This is a genomic window from Amycolatopsis sp. NPDC114503 (assembly GCF_055633655.1).
The window spans coordinates 19,274-38,327 of sequence record NZ_JBVKDT010000018.1 but is presented as its reverse complement, the minus strand read 5'-3'; the positions used below and the strand labels follow the sequence as shown (position 1 = coordinate 38,327).

Genomic DNA, 19,054 nt, shown 5'->3' with positions numbered 1-19,054 from the left:
TCTGCCGTGAGCACTGGTCCGCTCACCGAAACCGAACCTCACCCCAGCCGCCCCGACGCGAGCACCGGGCCGTCCACACAGGCCTGCCCGCGAACCGGTCCTCAGTCCAGCTGCCATCGCAACGTGACCACTGTGCCGTCCGCGCTGGTCCGCACATCGGCCCGATCCGCCGTCGCCTGCACCAGCAGCAACCCGCGTCCGCGCACCGAAACCGGATCGTCCTCGACGTCGTCCGGCGGACGCCACTCCCCGTGGTCCGCGATCACGACCTCGACGCTGTCCGGCCGGCACACCGCGTCGAGATCCACCAGCCCCGGCTCGCCCGGGTAGGCGTGATCCGCGACGTTCGCCAGCGCCTCGTACCCGGCCAGCACGATGTCGTGCGCACGATCGTCCGGAATGCCCGACTCCAGCGCCCACGCCAGCAAGCGGTGCCGCAACGCGCGCAACGCCCCCGGTTCCGCCACGATCCCGTGACAGCTCAGTGCGCGGGTGTCCTCCTGCACGTCCATGGTCAACCGCCCGCCCCGGCGACCCCGGCCAGCGCCTGGTCCACCGAGGGGAACAGCGAGATCCACTCGTCGAGTCCGGTGGTCGTGAACGGCCGCGAGGTGATCGAGGACGTGCTCACGACCCGCAGCGCACCAGCGTCGAGCCGGCGATGCGCGCCGGCCAGCACCTGCAGTCCCGACGAGCTGAGGAAGTCGACCGCGCGCAGGTCCACGACCAGCACGCCGGGCTCCCGCTCGAGCACCCCGCCCACGAACTCGCCGAGTTCCGGCGCGGTGACCAGATCGATCTCGCCGCCCACCGTCACGACCGCGGCCGGCCCCCGCCACCGGACGGAAACCTCGAGGTCGCCTGCGTCCTGCCCGTCTCCCGAAGCCACGATTGACGATCGTGCCCGATCAGAGGACGGATCGCCAGTGGACCTCCGGTCGGCGGCGGCGCCGGACCCCCGCCTGGCCGTGCGCCCGCTCGGCCATCAGCGGGTCCGGCGCACGCCACTTGCGGTGAACCGCACGTCAATCCGGAGTTCGGGTTGGTTGCGGCTGGCAGGGAGCCGGAACTGATCGCACGCGCCGCGGTGCGGCCATGCAGAGGTCTGTGAGGGGAGCTCTGAGGGAATCTGATTCCCTCAGGGCTCCCCTCACAGACCGCCCACCTGTCTCGCAGCCGAATCACCCGGCGGAGGCAGCAGCACAACCATCCCCGCTCAACCGAACCGGTCCGGGTCAGCCGCTGCCCACTCCTCCGCCCACCCCTTCGGCGGCTCCCCCAGCAGCTCCCCCGGCTCCAGCCAGTCGTACCACTCGGCATACGACAGCACCGTCCGCGCATCCACCCGCCGACGCAGCATCTGCGGCGACAGCTCCGCCGGATCCGAAACCCCCATCGCCGCCATAATCCGCATCGCCGAAGCGACCGTGGCCTCCTGATAGCGCCGCACCCGCTCGGTCTTGTCCCCCACGTCCAGCGCTCGCCCCCGGCGCGGATCCTGCGTCGCGACCCCCACCGGGCACTTGTTCGTGTGGCACCTCTGCGACTGGATGCACCCCACCGCGAACATCATCGCCCGCGCCGCGTTCGTGTAGTCCGCGCCCTGGATCAGCCTCTTCACCACGTCCGCGCCGGTCGCGACCTTCCCGCTCGCTCCGAGCCGGATCCGGTCCCGCAATCCGGTGCCGACCAGTGCATTGTGGACAGTGTGCAGGCCCTCGGTGAGCGGCGTGCCAAGGTGATCCGCGAACTCCAGCGGAGCGGCACCGGTACCGCCCTCCGCGCCATCGACCACAATGAAGTCCGGCGTGACCCCTTCGGCCAGCATCGCCTTGCACACCGCCAGCACCTGCACCCGCGAGCCGACGCACAGTTTGAACCCGGTCGGCTTCCCGCCGGCCAACTCGCGCATCCGGGCAATGAACAGCACCAGTTCGCGCGGCGTCGAAAACACCCGATGGTACGGCGGGGAAACCACAGTCTCCCCTAACGGAACCTCGCGCACCCGGGCGATTTCCGCATTCACCTTCGTACCCGGAAGCACTCCGCCCATCCCGGGCTTGGCGCCTTGCGAAAGTTTCAAAGAAACGCACTTCACCGCATCGTGGGCGGCTTTGTCGGCGAAGGTCGAGGGATCGAAATCACCGTCGGAGGTTCGGCAGCCAAAGTACCCGGTGCCGATTTCCCAGATCAGGTCGCCGCCGCCACGAAGGTGATACTCCGACAGGCCGCCCTCGCCGGTGTCGTGGGCGAAACCGCCTCGGGCGGCTCCCTGGTTCAGCGCGAGGATTGCGTTACTGGACAAGGAACCGAAGCTCATCGCGGACACATTCAGCAAAGCCATCTCGTACGGCCGAGTACAGTCCGGCCCGCCGACCCGGACGCGCGGCACGGTATCCGGAACCGGCACCGGCGCGAGTGACGGGACGAGGAACTCGTATCCCTCGGCGTACACGTCACGCTCGGTGCCGAATGGTTCTTCCGCGGCAGTTCCTTTGGCGCGTTGATAGACTATGGACCAGACATCGCGGTCGTACGGGCGGCCGTCGAAGTTGCGTTCCACAAAGTACTGCTGCATTTCCGGGCGGAGGCTTTCGAGCAAGAACCGCAGATGCCCGAGCACGGGATAGTTCCGCAGCACCGAATGCCGCCGCTGGGTCATCTCGTACACCCCGGTCGCCGCGAGCACCAGCAACGGCGCCGCCAGGAACCACCACCACGCCGACACCGCCGCGCTGAGCGCTACCGCCCCGGCCGCGAGCACGACCAGCCCCGCGACCAGTCCGAATCGGACCACACTGAGTCTTGCCACGGCGTCGAAACTAACCCCCGTCGCCATGCCGCGCAGGTCGGCTAGACCAGCACGGGCTTCTCGGCGGCGGCCAGTCGCTTCGAGCGAACCGCGAGGACGATCAGCACCGCCGGGAACAGCAGGTCGCAGACCAGGACGCCGCCGGTGTTGCCCGGCGCGTGGTCGCCGTTCGCGAACCACTGGTACACGTGGCCGATCAGCGCGCCCCAGAGGAACATCCCGGCGCCGAGGCCGACGGTGATGCGCTCCCGAGGGGTCGCCGACGACGAGGCGGCGCGGAAGCCCATCACCGCGAGTCCGAGGTTGGCGAACGCGATCTCGAACTGGAACGGCGAGCGGGCGAACCCGATCGTGTCGGCCATCACGCCCGGCATGCCGAGGAAGGCCAAGACCATCCACAGACTGCCGCAGCCGAGCGCGGCGACGGCCCACCACCGCTGCCAGGTTTCGAGTCGCGCCTGCGGCGACGGGCTCTTCCGGGTGCGAAGCACCGCGCCGACGACCGCGATCAGCGGCCAGATGAGGGGGAACAGGGTCTGAGCTGTGTAAGGGATCTCCATGCCGATGAGTCTTGCATAGTTAATATTAACTCGTCAACACTCCTGGTAGGCTCGCTCCCGTGGAAGACGGACTTGCCGAAGCGCTGCATCGAGTGGTGTTCCTGCTGGGCGAAGCCGCGCGGCAGCGCGCGGACGGCTCAGGCGGATTGACGTACAGCCAGCTGCGGCTGCTGGGAACCGTGGAGGACATCGAACCCGCGACACAGCATCAGCTGGCCCAGGCGATGTCGGTGTCCGACCCGGCGATCAGCCGCGCGCTGCGCCCCCTGGAATCGGCCGGGCTCGTGCAGGTGCGCCAAGACCCCGAACACGCACGACGGCGGCTGGTCACCCTCACCGACGCCGGCCGCACAGCCTTCCACGACACCGGGAAACCGCTCCGGGACGAGTTCCGCGAGGCCTTGCTGGAGGCGGGTTTTCCGTACGAGCAGTATCTGCGCGACACCGAGCGGCTCGCCGAACTGCTGTCCTGAGGCGGGCTTGGGGAACGACCGCTCCAGAAATGCTGTGAGGGGAACCTTCAGGGAATCTGATTCCCTGAAGGTTCCCCTCACGGACGCGGCCCGTCACGCAAGGGCGACGGAACCGCGCGAAAAGACGGCTCAGTAAGCCAGATTAGGCCGCAGCCACCGCTCCACTTCGGACAGTTCCTCGCCGCGCCGGACCGCGTAGTCCTCCATCTGGTCGCGCCCCAGCCGGCCGACCGTGAAGTACCGCGATTCCGGATGCGCGAAGATCAGCCCGCTCACCGCAGCGGCCGGGGTCATCGCGTACGACTCGGTCAGGCCGATCCCCAGTTCCTCCGCGCCCAGCAGCTCGAACAGGTCCTTCTTCTCGCTGTGGTCCGGGCTCGCCGGGTAGCCGAGCGCGGGACGGATGCCGCGGAAGCGTTCCGCGTGCAGGTCCGCCAGGTCCGGCTGCACGTCCGGCTCGAACCAGCGGCGGCGGGCCTCCAGGTGCAGGTACTCGGCGAACGCCTCGGCCAGCCGGTCGGCCAGCGCCTTCACCATGATCGCCCGGTAGTCGTCGTGTTCGGCTTCATAGCGGGCGGCCAGGACCTCCGCGCCGTGGATCCCGACGGCGAATCCGCCCAGATGGTCGCCGAAACCGGCCGGGGCGACGTAGTCGGCCAGGCACCGGTTCGCGCGGCCGTCGGGCTTCTGCGTCTGCTGGCGCAGCATCGGGAACTTCCAGTCCGAGTACTCGCCGTCGAGCAGGATGTCGTCGCCCTCGGAATGCGCGGGCCAGAACGCGTACGCGCCGCGCGCGGTGAACGAGCCGTTCTCGATGATCTCGTCCAGCAGCTGGTTCGCGTCGTCGAACAGCTCGCGCGCGACCGGCTGGTCGAGGATCGCCGGGTACTTGCCCTTGAGTTCCCAGGCCAGGAACAGGAACTGCCAGTCGATCATCTCGCGCAGCTCGGGAATCGACGGCTCGACCACGCGCACGCCGGTGAACTCCGGCGTCGGGATCTCGTCGAACGACACCTTCTCGGCGTTGGCGCGGGCCTGCGAGACGGTCAGCATCGGCGTCGAGTGCCGGTTTTCGTGCTGGATCCGCAGCCGCTGCTGCTCCGCGCGGTTGGCGATGTCCAGCGCGTCGGCGCGGTCGGTGTCGAGCAGGTCGGACACCACGCCGACCACCCGCGACGCGTCGAGCACGTGCACCGTCGTGTGGTCGTACGCCGGCGCGATCTTCACCGCGGTGTGCTGCTTCGACGTGGTCGCGCCGCCGATCAGCAGCGGCAGCTTCAGCCCGCGCCGCTGCATTTCCTGCGCCACCGACACCATTTCGTCGAGCGACGGCGTGATCAGCCCGGACAGCCCGACGACGTCCGCGTGCTCGGCGACCGCGGTGTCGAGGATCTTCGCCGCGGGCACCATCACGCCGAGGTCGATCACCTCGTAGTTGTTGCAGCCCAGCACGACGCCGACGATGTTCTTGCCGATGTCGTGCACGTCGCCCTTCACCGTGGCGAGCACGACCTTGCCCTGGCCGCGAGTCGTCTCGAAGCGGCCCTCGGCCTGCAGCTTGGCCTTCTCGGCCTCCATGTACGGCTCGAGATACGCCACCGAACGCTTCATCACCCGCGCGCTCTTCACGACCTGCGGCAGGAACATCTTCCCGGAACCGAAGAGGTCGCCGACGATCTTCATGCCGTCCATCAGCGGGCCTTCGATCACCTCGAGCGGCCGGTCGAACTTCTGCCGGGCTTCCTCGGTGTCGTCCTCGATGAAGTCCACGATGCCGTGCACCAGCGCGTGCGAAAGCCGTTCCGCCACCGGGTTTTCGCGCCAGGACAAGTCGACGACGCGCTTGGTGCCGCTGCCCTTGACCGTCTCGGCGAATTCCACCAGCCGGTCGGTGGCGTCCTCGCGGCGGTCGAACAGGACGTCCTCGACCAGTTCCAGCAGGTCCTTCGGGATGTCCTCGTACACCGCGAGCTGGCCGGCGTTGACGATGCCCATGTCGAGCCCGGCGCGCACGGCGTGGAACAGGAACGCCGAGTGCATCGCCTCGCGCACGACATTGTTGCCGCGGAAGGAAAACGACAGGTTCGAGATGCCGCCGGAGGTGTGCGCGCCCGGACAGCGTTCCTTGATCAGCGGCAGCGCCTCGATGAACGCCTTCGCGTAGCCGTTGTGCTCGCTGATGCCGGTGGCGACGGCGAGCACGTTCGGGTCGAAAATGATGTCCTCGCCGGCGAAACCGGCCTCGCGGGTGAGCAGATCGTAAGCGCGGGAACAGATTTCGACCTTGCGCTCGACCGTGTCGGCCTGGCCCTTCTCGTCGAAGGCCATCACCACGACGCCGGCGCCGTAGTCGTGGATGCGCCGCGCCTGCTCCAGGAACGGGCCCTCGCCCTCCTTGAGGCTGATCGAGTTGACGACGCCCTTGCCCTGCACGCAGCGGAGCCCGGCTTCCAGCACGGTCCAGCGCGAGCTGTCCACCATCACCGGGATGCGCGCGACCTCGGGCTCGGTGGCGATCAGGTTGAGGAACGTCGTCATCTCCTGCTCGGATTCGAGCAGGTCGGCGTCGAAGTTGACGTCGAGCAGGTTCGCGCCGCCGCGGACCTGCTCCAGCGCGACGTCCACCGCCGCCTGGTGGTCGCCCGCCTCGATGAGCCTGCGGAATTTCGCCGAACCGGTGACGTTGGTGCGCTCGCCGATCATCACGAACCCGGTGTCCGCGCCGATCTTGAACGGCTCGAGGCCGGAGAACCGCGTGCTCGCCTCGTGCGCGGGCACCGGCCGCGGCGGAAGGCCCTTGACGGCCTCGGCGATCTTCGCGATGTGCGCGGGCGAGGTGCCGCAGCAGCCGCCGACGATGTTGACCATCCCGGCTCCGGCGAACTCGCCGAGCATGCCGCCGGTTTCCTCGGGCGTCTGGTCGTAGCCGCCGAACGCGTTGGGCAGGCCCGCATTCGGGTGGCACGCGGTGTAGGTGTCGGCGAGCTTCGCCAGTTCCTCCACGTGCGGCCGCATTTCGGCGGCGCCGAGCGAACAGTTGACGCCGACGACCATCGGGCGGGCGTGCGCGACGGAGGTCCAGAACGCCTCGACGGTCTGGCCGGACAGCGTGCGCCCGGACAGGTCGACGATGGTCACCGAAATCCACAGCGGCAGGTGCGGCGCGACCTCGCGGGCCGCGGTGATCGCGGCTTTGCAGTTGAGGGTGTCGAAAATCGTCTCGATCAGCAGCAGGTCGACGCCGCCGTCGGCGAGCGCCTTGATCTGCTCGGCGTACGAGGCTTTGACGTCCTCGTAGGTGACCGCGCGATACGCCGGGTCCTCGACCCGCGGCGACAGCGACAGCGTGACGTTCAGCGGGCCGATCGACCCGGCCACGAAACGGTTTTCGAACTCGTCCGCGGCCTGGCGCGCGAGTTCCGCGGCGCGCAGGTTCATCTCGCGCACGCGGTCCTGCAGGCCGTAGTCCGCCTGGCCGATGCTGGTGGCGGTGAACGTGTTGGTGGTGGTGATGTCCGCGCCCGCGGCCAGATATTGGCGGTGCACGTCGAGCACGACGTCCGGCCGCGTGAGGTTCAGCAGGTCCGGGTCGCCGGTGACGTCCTTCTCGTGCCCTTCGAGCCAGTCCGCCCGGTAGTCCTCCGGAGCGAGACCGGCGCCCTGCAGCATCGTGCCCCAGGCTCCGTCGAGCACGACGACGCGCTGGTCGAGCAGGTTCCGCAGGTTCTGGGTCATCGCCACCTCCGCATGAGTCCACGGAGGCGCCCTTGGATGGTGGTACCGGCCGAGCGTGGCGGACCACCGGTCCGTTGCAGCGCCTCTCGACCTGGTGGTCAAGACTACCGGATGTGACCACCTCGCGGGCAGGCGTGTTCACTCCTCGGGAATCGAGCGGTCCTCGAGCGGGCTGCCCCGCCATTTCCAGCCGGTCCGCCGGGGTCGCCCGGGCAGGCCGATCCGGCCGGCGCACCAGCGAAGCGCGTCCCAAGCGTCGGGAATCGGCTCCTGCTCGGGGAAAAGCCGCGCGACGACGCGGGCGCAGGTGTCGCGCGGCGGATCGATCGCGACGCCGAGGCCGCGGGCGATGTCGTCGCCGTGCAACAGGAGTTCCACGCAGCCCATCGCGGCGAATCCGGCCGGATCGGAGCGCCCGGTCGGGTGGTAGGCGCGTTCGCCCGGCTGGCCGGCCCGGACGGCGGCGGCGAGCAAACGGCCGCCGGTCAGGGCGAATTCGAGCAGTTCGGCCGGGGTCGCGTCGTCGTCGGTTTTGGCGAGGAAACGCACGTAACGGTCGGCCGGGCGGCTCACGACCTGGGCGGCGTAGGACAGGAGCGTGTCGCCGAGGTGCTCTGCGGTGCAACGGCAATCCCAGTCGAGATCGCCCGCCGGACGAGTCCAGTCGCCGCCGGTGACGGGTGCGAGGGCGGCGGAAACGCAGGCGAGGGCTTCGTCGAGATCTTCGGCGCGCACGGTCATGCGGTCAGCGTAGAGAAGCCCAGAAGCCGCAGTGGTGATCTTTCGCGAAACCGGTCAACGGGGCCGCGCCGCCCGGCCGGTACGCCACGGCGCGCCCGGTCGGACCGCCGCGGACGAAGGACGTCCAGTCGTCGGCCATCTGGTCGGCGAGGCGCTGCTGCGCCGGCGTGAAAGCTGTTGGCCGACCGTCAAAATCGAAGAGGTACGGCAGTTCCGCGGTGTGCGTGGCCCCCAGCGGGAACGGTGCTCGCAGCGCGGCCGCAGCCGGTGACGTCGGGTCGTTGAACTCATAGGTCGACACGCTCGGCAACGAGCTGGCCAGCTTCGCGGTCGGACAGGAGAACGCCCAATCGGTGACAGCCGCCGCGTAGGCGAGGGAAGCGTTGCCGCTGAACGCATCCACCGGGTATTCGCGAGCGACCGCGTCCGCGTTCGGGAACACGGTGGCAAGCGCTTGCGGGTAGCCGTGCCGCGTGACTTCGCGACCGGCCGCCGTCTGCTCGGCGAGGAAGTACGTGAACTCGTCGTGCGTCGTGCCCAGCATCACCGGCACCGGAGTCGCGGGAACCTTGCCGGGCAGCACCGAACCGCCGGTGACCGGGCCAGGCATCTCGATGCCCGCGATCGACCCGTACGCCGGCGCGGCCAGGAGTTTCTTTACGGGCAAGGCACGCAGGCATTCCGCAGCGGTCTGGCGATCGGCACAGCCGCGCGCGGCGGCGTACTCGACGCTCTTGCGTTCGGCGGCGGGAAGCGTCGCCTGTGCCTGGCACGGTCCACTTTGGATGATCGCGGCTCGGAACAGCCCGCGCGAACCGGGCGCGACGAGGTGATCGCACACCGACATCCCGCCCGCGGACTCCCCCGCGATCGTCACCTGGTTCGGGTCGCCGCCGAAGGATTCGATGTTGTCGCGCACCCACAACAGCGCCTGCTGCTGGTCGAGGAAGCCGTAGTTGCCCGGCTCCGGGCCCAGCGACGGGTCGGCGAGGAAGCCGAGCGCGCCGAGCCGGTAGTTGAGCGTGACGACCACCGCGTCGCCGCGGTCGACGAGCCGCGCGGCACCGTAGCGGTCGCCGCCGCCGGTGAGGAACGCGCCGCCGTGCAGCCACACCAGGACCGGCCGCCCGGTCTGGCCGGACGGCGGGGTCCAGACGTTGAGATAAAGACAGTCTTCGCTGGTCAGGGCTCCGTCGGCGGCCTGCGGACAGCGGGGCCCTGGTTTCGTGGCGTCGCGCTCCCCCGCCCAGGGCTCGACCGGGGCGGGCGGCTGCCAGCGCCGTTCGCCGACGGGTGCGGCCGCGTACGGGATGCCTTGGAAGAGCCGGTGATCGGGAGCGACGCTGCCGCGGACGGCGCCGGCGGCGGTGTGCACGACGTCGCCTGCCCGGCTGATCGCCGCGTCCGAAGCCGCGCAGGCCGGCGCGGCCAGAACGGGGACGACGGCCAGCGCCGCGAACCACCGTCGCCGAATCGCCCGAAATGCCGCTGCCACTGGCCGGACGATACCGGCCGGGCGTCCCGGCCCGGCCGCCGGATCATCCGGCGGAGCGCCAGAACCACCCCGCCGGGCAGCGTCGAGACCAGTCCGAGCACGCCGTAGCCGACCGCGACCGTCACACCCTGCTCCGCGCCCAGCCCGGCCGCGGCGAACGAAACCGCCGCCGTGCCCTCGCGCGGCCCGAACCCGCCGACGTTGAGCGGCATGCCCATCGCCAGCAACGCGAGCACCAGCAGCGGCAGCAGAACGCTCAGCGGCGCGGTCGTGCCGGCCGCCCGGGCGGCGACCACGAACAACGTCAGATGCCCGGCCACCGCCAGCACGGACCAGCCGGCCACGCCGGGCCACGCGCCGAGCACGCCGGTCCGGATGTCGGCCGCCCAGACGTGCCTGAGCCGTTGCCGCAGCGCCACCGCGACGACGAGCAGCGCGACGACCACGATCCCCAGGCAGATCAGCACCTGACGCGGCAACAGCTCCGGCCGGAAGACCACGACGGCCAGTCCGGCGGCCACCACCACGGTTTGCCCGGCGACGCGTTCGAGCACGACCGCCCGGACGCCGCGGCCGACGTCGCCGGAGCGTCGTCCGTGCTGCACCGCGCGGTGGACGTCGCCGAGGACGCCAGCGGGGAGGACACCGTTGAGGAACTGCGCGCCGTAGTAGTCGCCGACGGCTTCGCGGAACGGCAGGCTCAGCCCGAGCCGCGCCGCGACCAGCCGCCAGCGGGCGGCGCTCGCGAGCGTCGTCACGAGCCCGATGACCAGGGCTATCGCGATCGGCCCCGGGCCCAGCGCGCGCAGACCGCCGGTGAACGCCCCGGTGCCGAGCCGCCACCACAGTGCGGCGATGAGCGCGGCCCCGGCCAGCAGTCGCAGCCACCGCATCAACGCACCGCCAAGATTCCGCTCAACCGGGCCGCGGCGGCGGCCCACCCCTCCAGTGTGCGCGCCCTCGCCACAGCCGCCGCGCGGAGTCGTTTCCGCAGGGCAGGATCGTCTCGCCAGCTTCGGAGCGCTGCCGCCAGCGCTGCTTCGTCGCCAGGCGGGACGAGGAGGCCGGGCCTTTCGCCGTCCGGCGTGCGGCCGAGTGCGTCGGGGACGCCGCCGACGTCCGAGGCCAGCACCGGGATTCCGCGAGCGAGCGCTTCGGTGACGACCATTCCGTACGTCTCGGCGTGCGAGGGCAGGACCAGCAGGTCGGCTCGGTCGTAGGCGGCTTCTAGCGCTGCTCCGTCGAGCGGCCCGGTGAAACGGGCTCGGGGATGGCTCAAGCGGTTGGCGTAGGCCGGGTTTCGGGTGCGCGAGCCGACAAAGTCCGCTCGAAGACCATCCACTTCGGACAGTGCTTTCAGGAGGATGTCCTGACCCTTGCGCGGGGTCACGGCGGCGACGCAGATCAGCTGGGACACCCCGTCGGTCCCGGCCGCCCGCGGCGCCGGAGCGGTCCCGGGCGGTGCGATGTGGACGGTGGCGAGGCCGTGCCGCTTCTCGACGGCTCGGGCGGCGGCTGGGCTGGTGACGATGACCTGGTGCGCCAGCTGGAGCGCCTTCCGTTCGCGGGCGTCGAGGTCGGCCGCGCGGTGCGGGCTGTCGTCCGCCAACGGCAGGTGGACGAGGACAGCCAGGCCGACGCGGTCCGCGTGCGGGGCCAGGACGTCCGGCACTCCGCAGGCGACCAGGCCGTCGAGCAGCACTTTCGCGCCGTCGGGGACCTCGGCCAAGGCCCGGTCCAGTTCGCGCTTCGCGCCCTCGTCAGGGTCCGGCCAGGTCCCGCCGACCGGCCGCAGCCGCACCGGCAGGTGCTCGGCCATGCGGCGGTCGTAGGTGTTGCCGCCGCTGGGCACGCTGCGGTCGTCGATGTCGCCGGGCACCACGAAACAGGACAGTCGCACGCTGCCTCCTTCCTCACTGGAGACAACGTGCGACCGGATGATCTGGTTCAGCCTTCGAAGGTGTCCGGGTCGAAGCCCGTCCGGCGGCCCTCGTCGAGGCCGCTGAGGACGTCGAGGTCGCTGTCGCTGAGGGAGAAGTCGAAGATGTCGATGTTCTCCCGCATCCGCTTCGGCGACGACGACTTCGGGAACACGACGTTGCCGAGCTGCACGTGCCAGCGCAGCACGATCTGGGCGGGTGTCTTGCCGTGTTTTTCGGCCAGTTCGGCCAGCAGCGGGTCTTCGAGCACCTCGCCTTGCGCGAGCGGGCTCCAAGCCTCGGTCACGATGCCGTGCGCCTCGTGGTAGGCGCGCAGTTCCGGTTGCTGCAACGCGGGATGCAGCTCGATCTGGTTCACCGCGGGCACCGTCGCCGACTCCGCGGCCAGCCGTTCCAGGTGCGGGATCTGGAAGTTGGACACCCCGATCGCGCGGGCCTTGCCCGCGCGCCGCAGTTCCTCGAAACCGTGCCAGGTGGCCACGTACTTGTCCTGGTGCGGCAGCGGCCAGTGGATCAGGTAGAGGTCGACGTAGTCCAGTTCGAGGCGCTGCAGACTGCCTTCCATCGCGTTGATCGCGTTGTCGTGGCCGTGCGCGTCGTTCGCCAGTTTCGTCGTGACGAAGATTTCTTCGCGCGGCACGCCGGAATCGCGGATGCCCGCGCCGACGCCCTCTTCGTTGCGGTACATCTGCGCGGTGTCGAGGTGCCGGTACCCCGCCTCGAGCGCTTCGCGCACCCTCGCGGCGGTTTCCTCCGGCGGAATCTGGAAGACGCCCAGGCCGAACTGCGGAATCCGGACGCCGTCGGGGAGTTCTAGCTGCGGAACGCGGTTCGTCTCGATCGTCATACCGGCGGCCTACCCGTGCCCGGCGGCGGCGAAACTCGCTCGATCAGGCAGCGGCAATCTCGCGGACACCAAGGATTTCGTCCGCACCGGTCACCGCGAGACACCGCCGGACCGCGTGCGCCTGCCCGGGCACGACCGTGAACAGGGGGATCCGCTCGTGCGCGTCGAGCAGGGCGCGAACGCCGGCGCAGCTCAGGAACGCGACGCCGGACAGGTCGACGACCACCGGCCCGGTCAACGGCGCGACCGCCTCTTCGAAAACGTGCGCGGTGGCCGCGTCGAGGTCGCCGACCGGGGCGAGATGGATCGCATCCGCCTGCCGAGCCGCGCGGACAGTCAATTCGACCGGCGCGGTGACGCCGGGAAGGTGGAGAGTCATGGGTTTGCGCTCCTTTCGCAGAGATCTGCTGGGGGCGCTGACCGCAGTACGGTTCTGGACAACAGCCAACACTGAAGACCGTACGCGTTCTGCCCATGCGGTCAACCCGGACGACGGGGAGGTTCACTCACGCGGCTGCGGAGTCCGCCTGTTCGGGGGCGCCTGGCCGGTGGAGGGTTGACGGGGTGCGCAGGGGTTGGGCCGGACTGAGCGGTTGGCGGATTGCGCAGGGGTGAGTCTGGCTGGCGTGTTTATTGGCGGGTTGCCGGTTTATGTGGCGGAGACGGGATTCGTCCACCGGACGGGCACTCTCGGGCGGCTGGGCGCATTGCGCAGCGGTGAGCCCGACTGGCGTGCCTATTGGCGGGTCGCCGGTTTAGGCGGCGGCGACGGGGATTCGTCCACCGGACGGGCACTCTCGGGCGGCTGGGCGCATTGCGCAGCGGTGAGCCCGACTGGCGTGCCTATTGGCGGGTCGCCGGTTTAGGCGGCGGCGACGGGGATTCGTCCACCGGACGGGCACTCTCGGGCGGCTGGGCGCATTGCGCAAGGGTGAGCCTGGCGGGCGTGTTTATTGACGAGTCGCCGGTTATGCGGCGGAGACGGGATTCGTTCACCGGCCGGGCACTCTGGGCACCTGAGCGGATTGCCCGATCGGGTCGCCGTTTCACGCGACGCCCTCTCGGGCTACCGGCGCGATTCGCGCGGCGACTCTCGCGGCAGGCCAGTCCGCCTGGACGAGAGCCGCCCGGACACCCGCGTGGATGTCCACTGTGGACCGTCAGTCGCGGAGGGCGAGCTTCGCGAGTTCCTCGTCGAAGTCGAAGCAACGGTCTTCGGAGCCGACCGGGACCTCGTCGTAGGTGCGGTCGAGGAAGTCGGCGAGTTCGTTCGCCGCCGCCTCCAGCACCGCGGAACCGTCCGGCGCGTTCAGCTCCACCAGCACGCGGCTGTCGTCGGCGGCCGGTCGCACCTGGACGTCGCCGTCGCCCGCCGGGGCGAGCAGGCCGTCGGCGAGCAGGTCGCGCCCGAACAGCCAGCGCACGACGCCACCGCCGGCGTGGTAGCCGACCGACACCGCGAACGGATCCTCCGGGTCGTATTCCAAATCGGCGCGCACCGGCAGCGGGACGGACCCGAACGTGCGCAACCCGAAGATGATCGTCGCGCGGACGACCTGCGGTTCGGTTTCCACGACGGCGCCTCCTTCGTTACCCGGTCGCGAACCTGTTCGGACCGAAGTGAATGTTTCTCAATAAGTAACGCGCCGTAAGAGCCTAAGCTGCCCAACCGAGCAGATTTCACTCCAACGGTGGAGATCTACGTCTCAGTTGGCTACGCAAGGGCAGCATTGACGGCAGGATCGGGCAGCGCGCATGCCGCTGCCCGCGCCGGACAGGAACGGCTTCGACCTGCGAAAACGGAGTGCCACGATCGTGGAGCCGGAAGGGTCCGGAGACGCACGGAGGGGGCGGGTTCGCCGCCGGGCAATTTTGGCGATCAGGCGGACCGAATCGATTCAAGGGCGGGCGACGGCTCGATTGCCCTCGTGAGCGGTTACGCCGGTCCGAACCGGCCTCCCCTCGCTTGGCCGTTGGGTCTTCTCGACAGCGCGATCTCCCGAGCAGGGTGCCGCGGCAATCGGCGAGGATCAGAACCGGTCTTCCTCGATTGACCGCTGGCGCTTCTCGACAGCGCATTCTCCCCAACCAGGGTGACGCGGAGCGGCCTGAGGCAACCAGGCGGGAACAGCTCGGCAGCGGCGCGAGCGCGCAGCGGTTTCCCGAGGCGAGGTCGGTTCGGGAAGGTCAGCGGGCCTGCCCCAGAAAGGCCTCGACAGCGTCCACAACCTCGCCGGGCGCTTCTTCCGGAACGTAGTGGCCGCCAGGAACCGCATGCCCGCTGACCGCGGAGGGAACAGCGTGATGTTCCTGCCAGACCCGCACCACGTCGCGCCCGCCGAGGCCGCCCTCGGCACCCCACAGGAGCAGCAGCGGGGTCTGCACCCGCAGCCCGCGAGCGTGATCCGCCTCGTCGCGTTCGAGGTCGGCCGAGAAGCCGGTCCGGTAGTCCTCGAAGGACGCCCGCAGACGCGCCGGGTCGCTGAACGCCTCGACGTAGTGCTTGAAGGTTTCCTCGTCGACGGCACCGGATTCGCGAACCCTGGCGAAGAAATGACCGAGATAGGCCTCGACATTCCCCTCGACCAGCTTCGCGGCCAGCTCCGTGTTCCGGTGGAAGAACCAGTGCCACATCGCGCTCGCCGAACCGCGGTCGAACGAGTTCATGACCACCCTCGTGGGCAGAATGTCCAGCAGCGCCAGCGCCTTGACGTCCGACGGGTGATCGAGCGCCCAGCGATGCGCGACCCGCGCGCCGCGGTCGTGCCCGATCACCGTCGCCGACTCGAACCCCAGGTGACGGATCAGACCGCTCAGATCCGCGGCGGCGGCCCGTTTGCCGTAATCCCCGGACCGGGCGAGGCCCGAAGCGCCGTAACCGCGCAGATCCGGGGCGACGACGGTGCGGCCCTGGCTGAGCGGCTCGATCACGTGGCGCCAGCACGCGTTCGTCTGCGGCCACCCGTGCACCAGGACGACCAGCTCCGGCCCGTCGCCTTCGACGCGGTAAGCCAGTTCGACGTCGTCGAGGCGCACCGATTCGAGCGTATCCCGAGGCATAGTTCTCCTTGCGGTCGTTGAGTTTTCTCGCATCCACAGTGGACTCGAAGGTCAGGAGGCTCCGAGCGCCGGATGGCGGGCGAGCAGGTCGTCCAGCCGGGTGCCGACCTCCGCGCAGTTCTGCCGCACCACGGCGAGGAACGCCGCGAGAACCGGCGAGGAATCGGTCGCCCGGAACGACATCTGCAGATCCGGCAGCCGGAAGCGGGGTGCGACGTCGCAGAACCGGATGTCGTCGCGGGCGATCAGGCGCATCCGGTCCGGGCCGAGCCCGACCCCCGCTCCGCACGCGGCGAGCCCGGCGATCGTGTGGACGTCACGCGCCAGCGCGGCCCCGTCGAGGGCGGCGGGATCGTGCTCGAACAACGGTCGCAGGTAAGAACCGGCGGCGTCCGCGCTGACCACGAGCGGCTCGCGCGCCAGCTGCCCGGCCTCGACGGATCGCTGTCCGGCGAAGGGATGCGCCGCCGAGACCACGGCCACCAGGTGATCCGCGCCGATGGGCACCGTCACCAGGTCTTCCGCCCCGACCCCGCGAGGACTGCCGCGCCCCACCGCGACGTCCAGTTCGCCGGCGAGCAGCGCCGCGGACGCGGTCGGCGTGTCCAGTTCCTGGAGGACCATCCGGACGTCCGGATGGGTCCGCCGGAACCGGCCGAGCACGCCCGGCAGCGGGTCGAGCAGCGCGGAGCCGATGAACCCGAGCCGCAGCCGCCCGGTCTCTCCGCGCGCGGCGCGGCCCGCCTCGACCCTCGCGAGACTCATCTCGGCGAGCGCGCTGCTCGCCCTGGCGAGGAAGGCATTGCCCGCGGCGGTGGGGAAAACGCCGCGCGGGGTGCGGTCGAACAGCCGCTCGCCGACCTCGCGTTCGAGCGCGGCGATCTGAGTCGAGAGCGGCGGCTGGGCGATGCCCAGCGACGCGGCGGCGCGGCCGAAATGCTGGTGCTCGGCGAGCGCCAGAGCGTAGCGAAGATGGCGGGTTTCCACGCGGCCACGATACGCGGAAAGTATGACGAAGGCGTTCGTCAGATATGAGAGTAGATAACGAGGCGGTGCTGCGGTGACCTGGTGAGGTCCGTGATCAACGCTTTCGAAGGGCCCTGGAATGACCCGTCCGTCCTCGTCCGAGACCGTCCTGCTGCTCGTGCACGGCGCCTGGCACGCCGCTGCGCACTGGAGTTCGACCCAGCGCGCGCTCGGCCGCCACGGCCTCGCCAGCATTGCCATCGACCTGCCCGGCAGCGGGCTCGACGCGCCCGTCCCCAGCGGGTACTTCCAGCCCGGCCAGCCGGGGCTCGCCACCGAGAAGTCGGCGCTGCGCGACCTCACCCTGCAGGACAGCACCGACGTCGTGCTCGAAGCGCTGGTCAGCGCCCGCACCCGCTACCGGAATGTGGTGCTGGTCGCGCACAGCGCCGCTGGCTCGGCGGTGTCGGCCGCCGCGGAGCAGGCTTCCGAGCTCCTCGACCGCCTCGTGTATCTGTCCTCGTTCGTCCCCGCGGGCCGGCCCCGGTTCGCCGACTACATCGAAGCCAAGGAGAACGCCGGCGCCATCCAGGTTCCGCCGATCGGCGACCCGGCCGAACTGGGCGCGATCCGGATCAATCCGCTTTCACCCGACCCGGCGGTGACCGACGTCATCCGGCGCGCGTTCCTGAACGACCTGCCCGCGGACGCCTCGGACTCGTGGCGGCAGTTCCTGCACCCGGATCACCCGTTCTCGCACTTCGTCACGCCGGTTCCGCTCTCGGCGGAGCGCTGGGGACGGCTCCCGCGCTCCTACATCCGGCTGACCGGCGACCTCGCCCTGCCTCCGGTGACCCAGGATCTGATGATCTCCGAGGCCGACCAGGTGACGCCGGACAATCCGTTCCAGGTGCATTCCCTCCCGGGCGGCCATTCGCCGTTCGTGATCCGGCCGGACGAGCTGGCGACGCTGTTCGCCGCCATCGCGTTGCAGCGGCCCGCCCGATGACCACGGTGCGTTCCCCCGCCCAGCGGCGGCTTCTCCTGCCGATCATCTTGTCCGGCACGTTCGTTCAGCTGTTCAGCGTCACGGTCATGCAGGTGGGCGTGGTCGACGTCCAGCGGGATCTGGGCGCCGGGGCGGGCGAGAGCCAATTGGTTCTCGCCGCCTACACCCTCGCCTACGCCTGCTCGCTGATCGTTTCCGCGCGACTGGGAGACAACTACGGCTACCGGAAGATGTTCATCGCCGGGATGGCGGTGTTCACCCTCGCCTCGATCGGCGCCGCCGCCGCGCCCGAGGCGTGGGTGCTGATCGCCGGACGCCTGCTGCAGGGTTTCGGCAGCGGGCTGATGGCGCCGCAGATCCTGTCGATCATCCAGTCCGCGGTGCCCCCGGAGCGTCGTGCCGCCGCGTTGAGCGCGTTCGGCGCGACCATGGCCGCGGCTTCGCTCGCGGGCCCGGTGCTCGGCGGGGTGCTGATCGAACTCGACCCGCTGGGCCTGGGCTGGCGGGCGGCGATGCTGCTGACCGTTCCCGTCGGTATCGCCGCCCTCGCGCTCTCCCCCGCGCTGCCGCCGGATTCCGGCGAACGCACGGCGGGTCGCGTCGACCGGACCGGGGCGGCGCTGAGTCTGCTCGGCTTGGCCCTGCTGGTCTTTCCCCTGACGATGGGACGGGACGCCGGATGGCCTTGGTGGACGTGGCTGAGCCTGGCGCTGGCCGCGGCGCTGCTGGCCGGCTTCGCGATTTCCCAGCGCAGGGCGGCGGATCCGCTCGTCCATCCGTCCACATTGGCCGAACCGGCGACGCGATGGGGGCTGGGCGTCGTCCTGGTGTTCAACGCCGGAGTGCCGTCCTTCACGCTGCTGCTGTCGATGCACCTGCAGGGCGTGCAGGGCTGGAGTCCTCTTCAGACCGGGCTCGGCATCACCCCGTACGCCGTCGGGGCGCTGGCCGGGAGCGGGATCGCGAACAGGCTGGGCCGGCGCTTCGGCCCGTGGGCTCTGGCGGCGTCCTCCCTGGCAATGGGATTGGTGTCGCTGGTCGTCCCGGTGACCATCAGCGATCCCGCCCTGCTGTGGGTGTACTGGCTCGCGCTGTGCCTCGGCGGCATCGGGTTCGGGGTGTTCACCGCTTCGGCGTTCACCCAGATCATCGCGAGAGTCCGCCCCGAAGCCGCGACGTCGGTCTCGGGATTGCTCCCGACGGCACAGCAACTGGGCGGAACTCTGGGCGTCACGTTCGCCGGTATCGCTTACGCAGCGGCCGCCGGGAACCCCGGTCAGGCGTTGTGGCACGCGATGACCTACGAGGCAGCAGTGTTTGCGCTGGCCGCCGCCTTCGCGGTCGGGCTGGTCGGCCGCGCTACCCGAAAAGCACCGGCACGGCCCGATTCGGCGATCTGCTGAACGAGCCTCTTCC

Annotated in this window: 16 protein-coding genes, 1 pseudogene and 1 riboswitch; of the genes and pseudogenes, 3 read left to right on the top strand and 14 right to left on the bottom strand. The window is 70.1% G+C overall.

Features of this window, described 5'->3' with window-relative positions; genetic code table 11:
• Positions 1–101: 101 nt before the first annotated feature.
• The 4 genes from ACZ7OI_RS44530 to ACZ7OI_RS44515 all read right to left on the bottom strand — a co-directional run bounded on the left by ACZ7OI_RS44530 (position 102) and on the right by ACZ7OI_RS44515 (position 3,372).
• Positions 102–512, bottom strand: a complete 411-nt coding sequence (locus tag ACZ7OI_RS44530; protein ID WP_470270140.1) for an ATP-binding protein — start codon at positions 510–512, stop codon at positions 102–104.
• A 2-nt stretch (positions 513–514) separates the two neighbouring features.
• Positions 515–889: an STAS domain-containing protein gene (locus tag ACZ7OI_RS44525; RefSeq protein WP_470233371.1), complete on the bottom strand. Its 375-nt coding sequence runs from the start codon at positions 887–889 to the stop codon at positions 515–517.
• 327 nt (positions 890–1,216) lie between these two features.
• Complete coding sequence (locus tag ACZ7OI_RS44520; protein ID WP_470270139.1) at positions 1,217–2,812, bottom strand: FMN-binding glutamate synthase family protein; 1,596 nt, start codon at positions 2,810–2,812, stop codon at positions 1,217–1,219.
• A gap of 41 nt (positions 2,813–2,853) precedes the next feature.
• Positions 2,854–3,372, bottom strand: a complete 519-nt coding sequence (locus ACZ7OI_RS44515) for a DUF6790 family protein (RefSeq protein WP_470270138.1) — start codon at positions 3,370–3,372, stop codon at positions 2,854–2,856.
• Positions 3,373–3,431: 59 nt separating this feature from the next.
• Here ACZ7OI_RS44515 and ACZ7OI_RS44510 point away from each other — a divergent pair, with 59 nt between their 5' ends.
• Positions 3,432–3,845 (top strand): MarR family winged helix-turn-helix transcriptional regulator, encoded by a 414-nt coding sequence (locus tag ACZ7OI_RS44510; RefSeq protein ID WP_470270137.1) that lies wholly within the window; start codon positions 3,432–3,434, stop codon positions 3,843–3,845.
• 129 nt (positions 3,846–3,974) lie between these two features.
• Here the strand turns inward: ACZ7OI_RS44510 and metH are convergent, their stop codons facing one another.
• The 10 genes and pseudogenes from metH to ACZ7OI_RS44460 form a co-directional block, all read right to left on the bottom strand.
• Complete coding sequence (metH, locus tag ACZ7OI_RS44505; RefSeq protein WP_470270136.1) at positions 3,975–7,580, bottom strand: methionine synthase; 3,606 nt, start codon at positions 7,578–7,580, stop codon at positions 3,975–3,977.
• 17 nt (positions 7,581–7,597) lie between these two features.
• A riboswitch (S-adenosyl-L-homocysteine riboswitch) is annotated at positions 7,598–7,674 on the bottom strand.
• A gap of 44 nt (positions 7,675–7,718) precedes the next feature.
• Positions 7,719–8,321 carry a maleylpyruvate isomerase N-terminal domain-containing protein gene (locus ACZ7OI_RS44500; RefSeq protein WP_470270135.1) on the bottom strand — a complete coding sequence of 201 codons (603 nt, stop codon included), beginning with the start codon at positions 8,319–8,321 and terminating at the stop codon, positions 7,719–7,721.
• A 4-nt stretch (positions 8,322–8,325) separates the two neighbouring features.
• Positions 8,326–9,696, bottom strand: a complete 1,371-nt coding sequence (locus ACZ7OI_RS44495; protein WP_470270134.1) for a carboxylesterase/lipase family protein — start codon at positions 9,694–9,696, stop codon at positions 8,326–8,328.
• 251 nt (positions 9,697–9,947) lie between these two features.
• Positions 9,948–10,709 (bottom strand): annotated as a pseudogene (locus ACZ7OI_RS44490) (lysylphosphatidylglycerol synthase domain-containing protein); the annotation flags it as partial.
• On the bottom strand, positions 10,709–11,710 hold the full coding sequence (locus tag ACZ7OI_RS44485) for a glycosyltransferase family 4 protein (protein WP_470270245.1): 1,002 nt from the start codon (positions 11,708–11,710) through the stop codon (positions 10,709–10,711). The gene ACZ7OI_RS44485 and the pseudogene ACZ7OI_RS44490, both read right to left, overlap by 1 nt.
• A 53-nt stretch (positions 11,711–11,763) precedes the next feature.
• Positions 11,764–12,603, bottom strand: a complete 840-nt coding sequence (locus ACZ7OI_RS44480; RefSeq protein ID WP_470270133.1) for an aldo/keto reductase — start codon at positions 12,601–12,603, stop codon at positions 11,764–11,766.
• A gap of 43 nt (positions 12,604–12,646) precedes the next feature.
• On the bottom strand, positions 12,647–12,982 hold the full coding sequence (locus tag ACZ7OI_RS44475; protein ID WP_470270132.1) for an STAS domain-containing protein: 336 nt from the start codon (positions 12,980–12,982) through the stop codon (positions 12,647–12,649).
• A gap of 781 nt (positions 12,983–13,763) precedes the next feature.
• The gene (locus ACZ7OI_RS44470; protein ID WP_470270131.1) at positions 13,764–14,177 is read right to left on the bottom strand and encodes an SsgA family sporulation/cell division regulator; all 414 of its coding nucleotides are present in this window, start codon (positions 14,175–14,177) and stop codon (positions 13,764–13,766) included.
• A gap of 613 nt (positions 14,178–14,790) precedes the next feature.
• Complete coding sequence (locus tag ACZ7OI_RS44465) at positions 14,791–15,663, bottom strand: alpha/beta fold hydrolase (protein ID WP_470270130.1); 873 nt, start codon at positions 15,661–15,663, stop codon at positions 14,791–14,793.
• Positions 15,664–15,714: 51 nt separating this feature from the next.
• Positions 15,715–16,650: a LysR family transcriptional regulator gene (locus ACZ7OI_RS44460; RefSeq protein WP_470270129.1), complete on the bottom strand. Its 936-nt coding sequence runs from the start codon at positions 16,648–16,650 to the stop codon at positions 15,715–15,717.
• Positions 16,651–16,768: 118 nt separating this feature from the next.
• Here ACZ7OI_RS44460 and ACZ7OI_RS44455 point away from each other — a divergent pair, with 118 nt between their 5' ends.
• Both ACZ7OI_RS44455 and ACZ7OI_RS44450 read left to right on the top strand, forming a co-directional pair.
• Entirely contained in the window at positions 16,769–17,638 is an 870-nt protein-coding gene (locus ACZ7OI_RS44455) for an alpha/beta fold hydrolase (RefSeq protein WP_470270128.1), read from the top strand.
• On the top strand, positions 17,635–19,041 hold the full coding sequence (locus ACZ7OI_RS44450) for an MFS transporter (protein ID WP_470270127.1): 1,407 nt from the start codon (positions 17,635–17,637) through the stop codon (positions 19,039–19,041). Before ACZ7OI_RS44455 ends, ACZ7OI_RS44450 begins: the two co-directional genes overlap by 4 nt.
• Positions 19,042–19,054 lie beyond the last annotated feature (13 nt).

Excerpts from the sequence above, each read along its gene's own strand:
- ACZ7OI_RS44455 (WP_470270128.1), top strand. The coding sequence starts at position 16,769 with ATGACCCGTCCGTCCTCGTCCGAGACCGTCCTGCTGCTCGTGCACGGC.
- ACZ7OI_RS44475 (WP_470270132.1), bottom strand. The coding sequence starts at position 12,982 with ATGACTCTCCACCTTCCCGGCGTCACCGCGCCGGTCGAATTGACTGTC.
- ACZ7OI_RS44515 (WP_470270138.1), bottom strand. The coding sequence starts at position 3,372 with ATGGAGATCCCTTACACAGCTCAGACCCTGTTCCCCCTCATCTGGCCG.
- ACZ7OI_RS44480 (WP_470270133.1), bottom strand. The coding sequence starts at position 12,603 with ATGACGATCGAGACGAACCGCGTTCCGCAGCTAGAACTCCCCGACGGC.
- ACZ7OI_RS44465 (WP_470270130.1), bottom strand. The coding sequence starts at position 15,663 with ATGCCTCGGGATACGCTCGAATCGGTGCGCCTCGACGACGTCGAACTG.
- metH (WP_470270136.1), bottom strand. The coding sequence starts at position 7,580 with ATGACCCAGAACCTGCGGAACCTGCTCGACCAGCGCGTCGTCGTGCTC.
- ACZ7OI_RS44530 (WP_470270140.1), bottom strand. The coding sequence starts at position 512 with ATGGACGTGCAGGAGGACACCCGCGCACTGAGCTGTCACGGGATCGTG.
- ACZ7OI_RS44450 (WP_470270127.1), top strand. The coding sequence starts at position 17,635 with ATGACCACGGTGCGTTCCCCCGCCCAGCGGCGGCTTCTCCTGCCGATC.
- ACZ7OI_RS44500 (WP_470270135.1), bottom strand. The coding sequence starts at position 8,321 with ATGACCGTGCGCGCCGAAGATCTCGACGAAGCCCTCGCCTGCGTTTCC.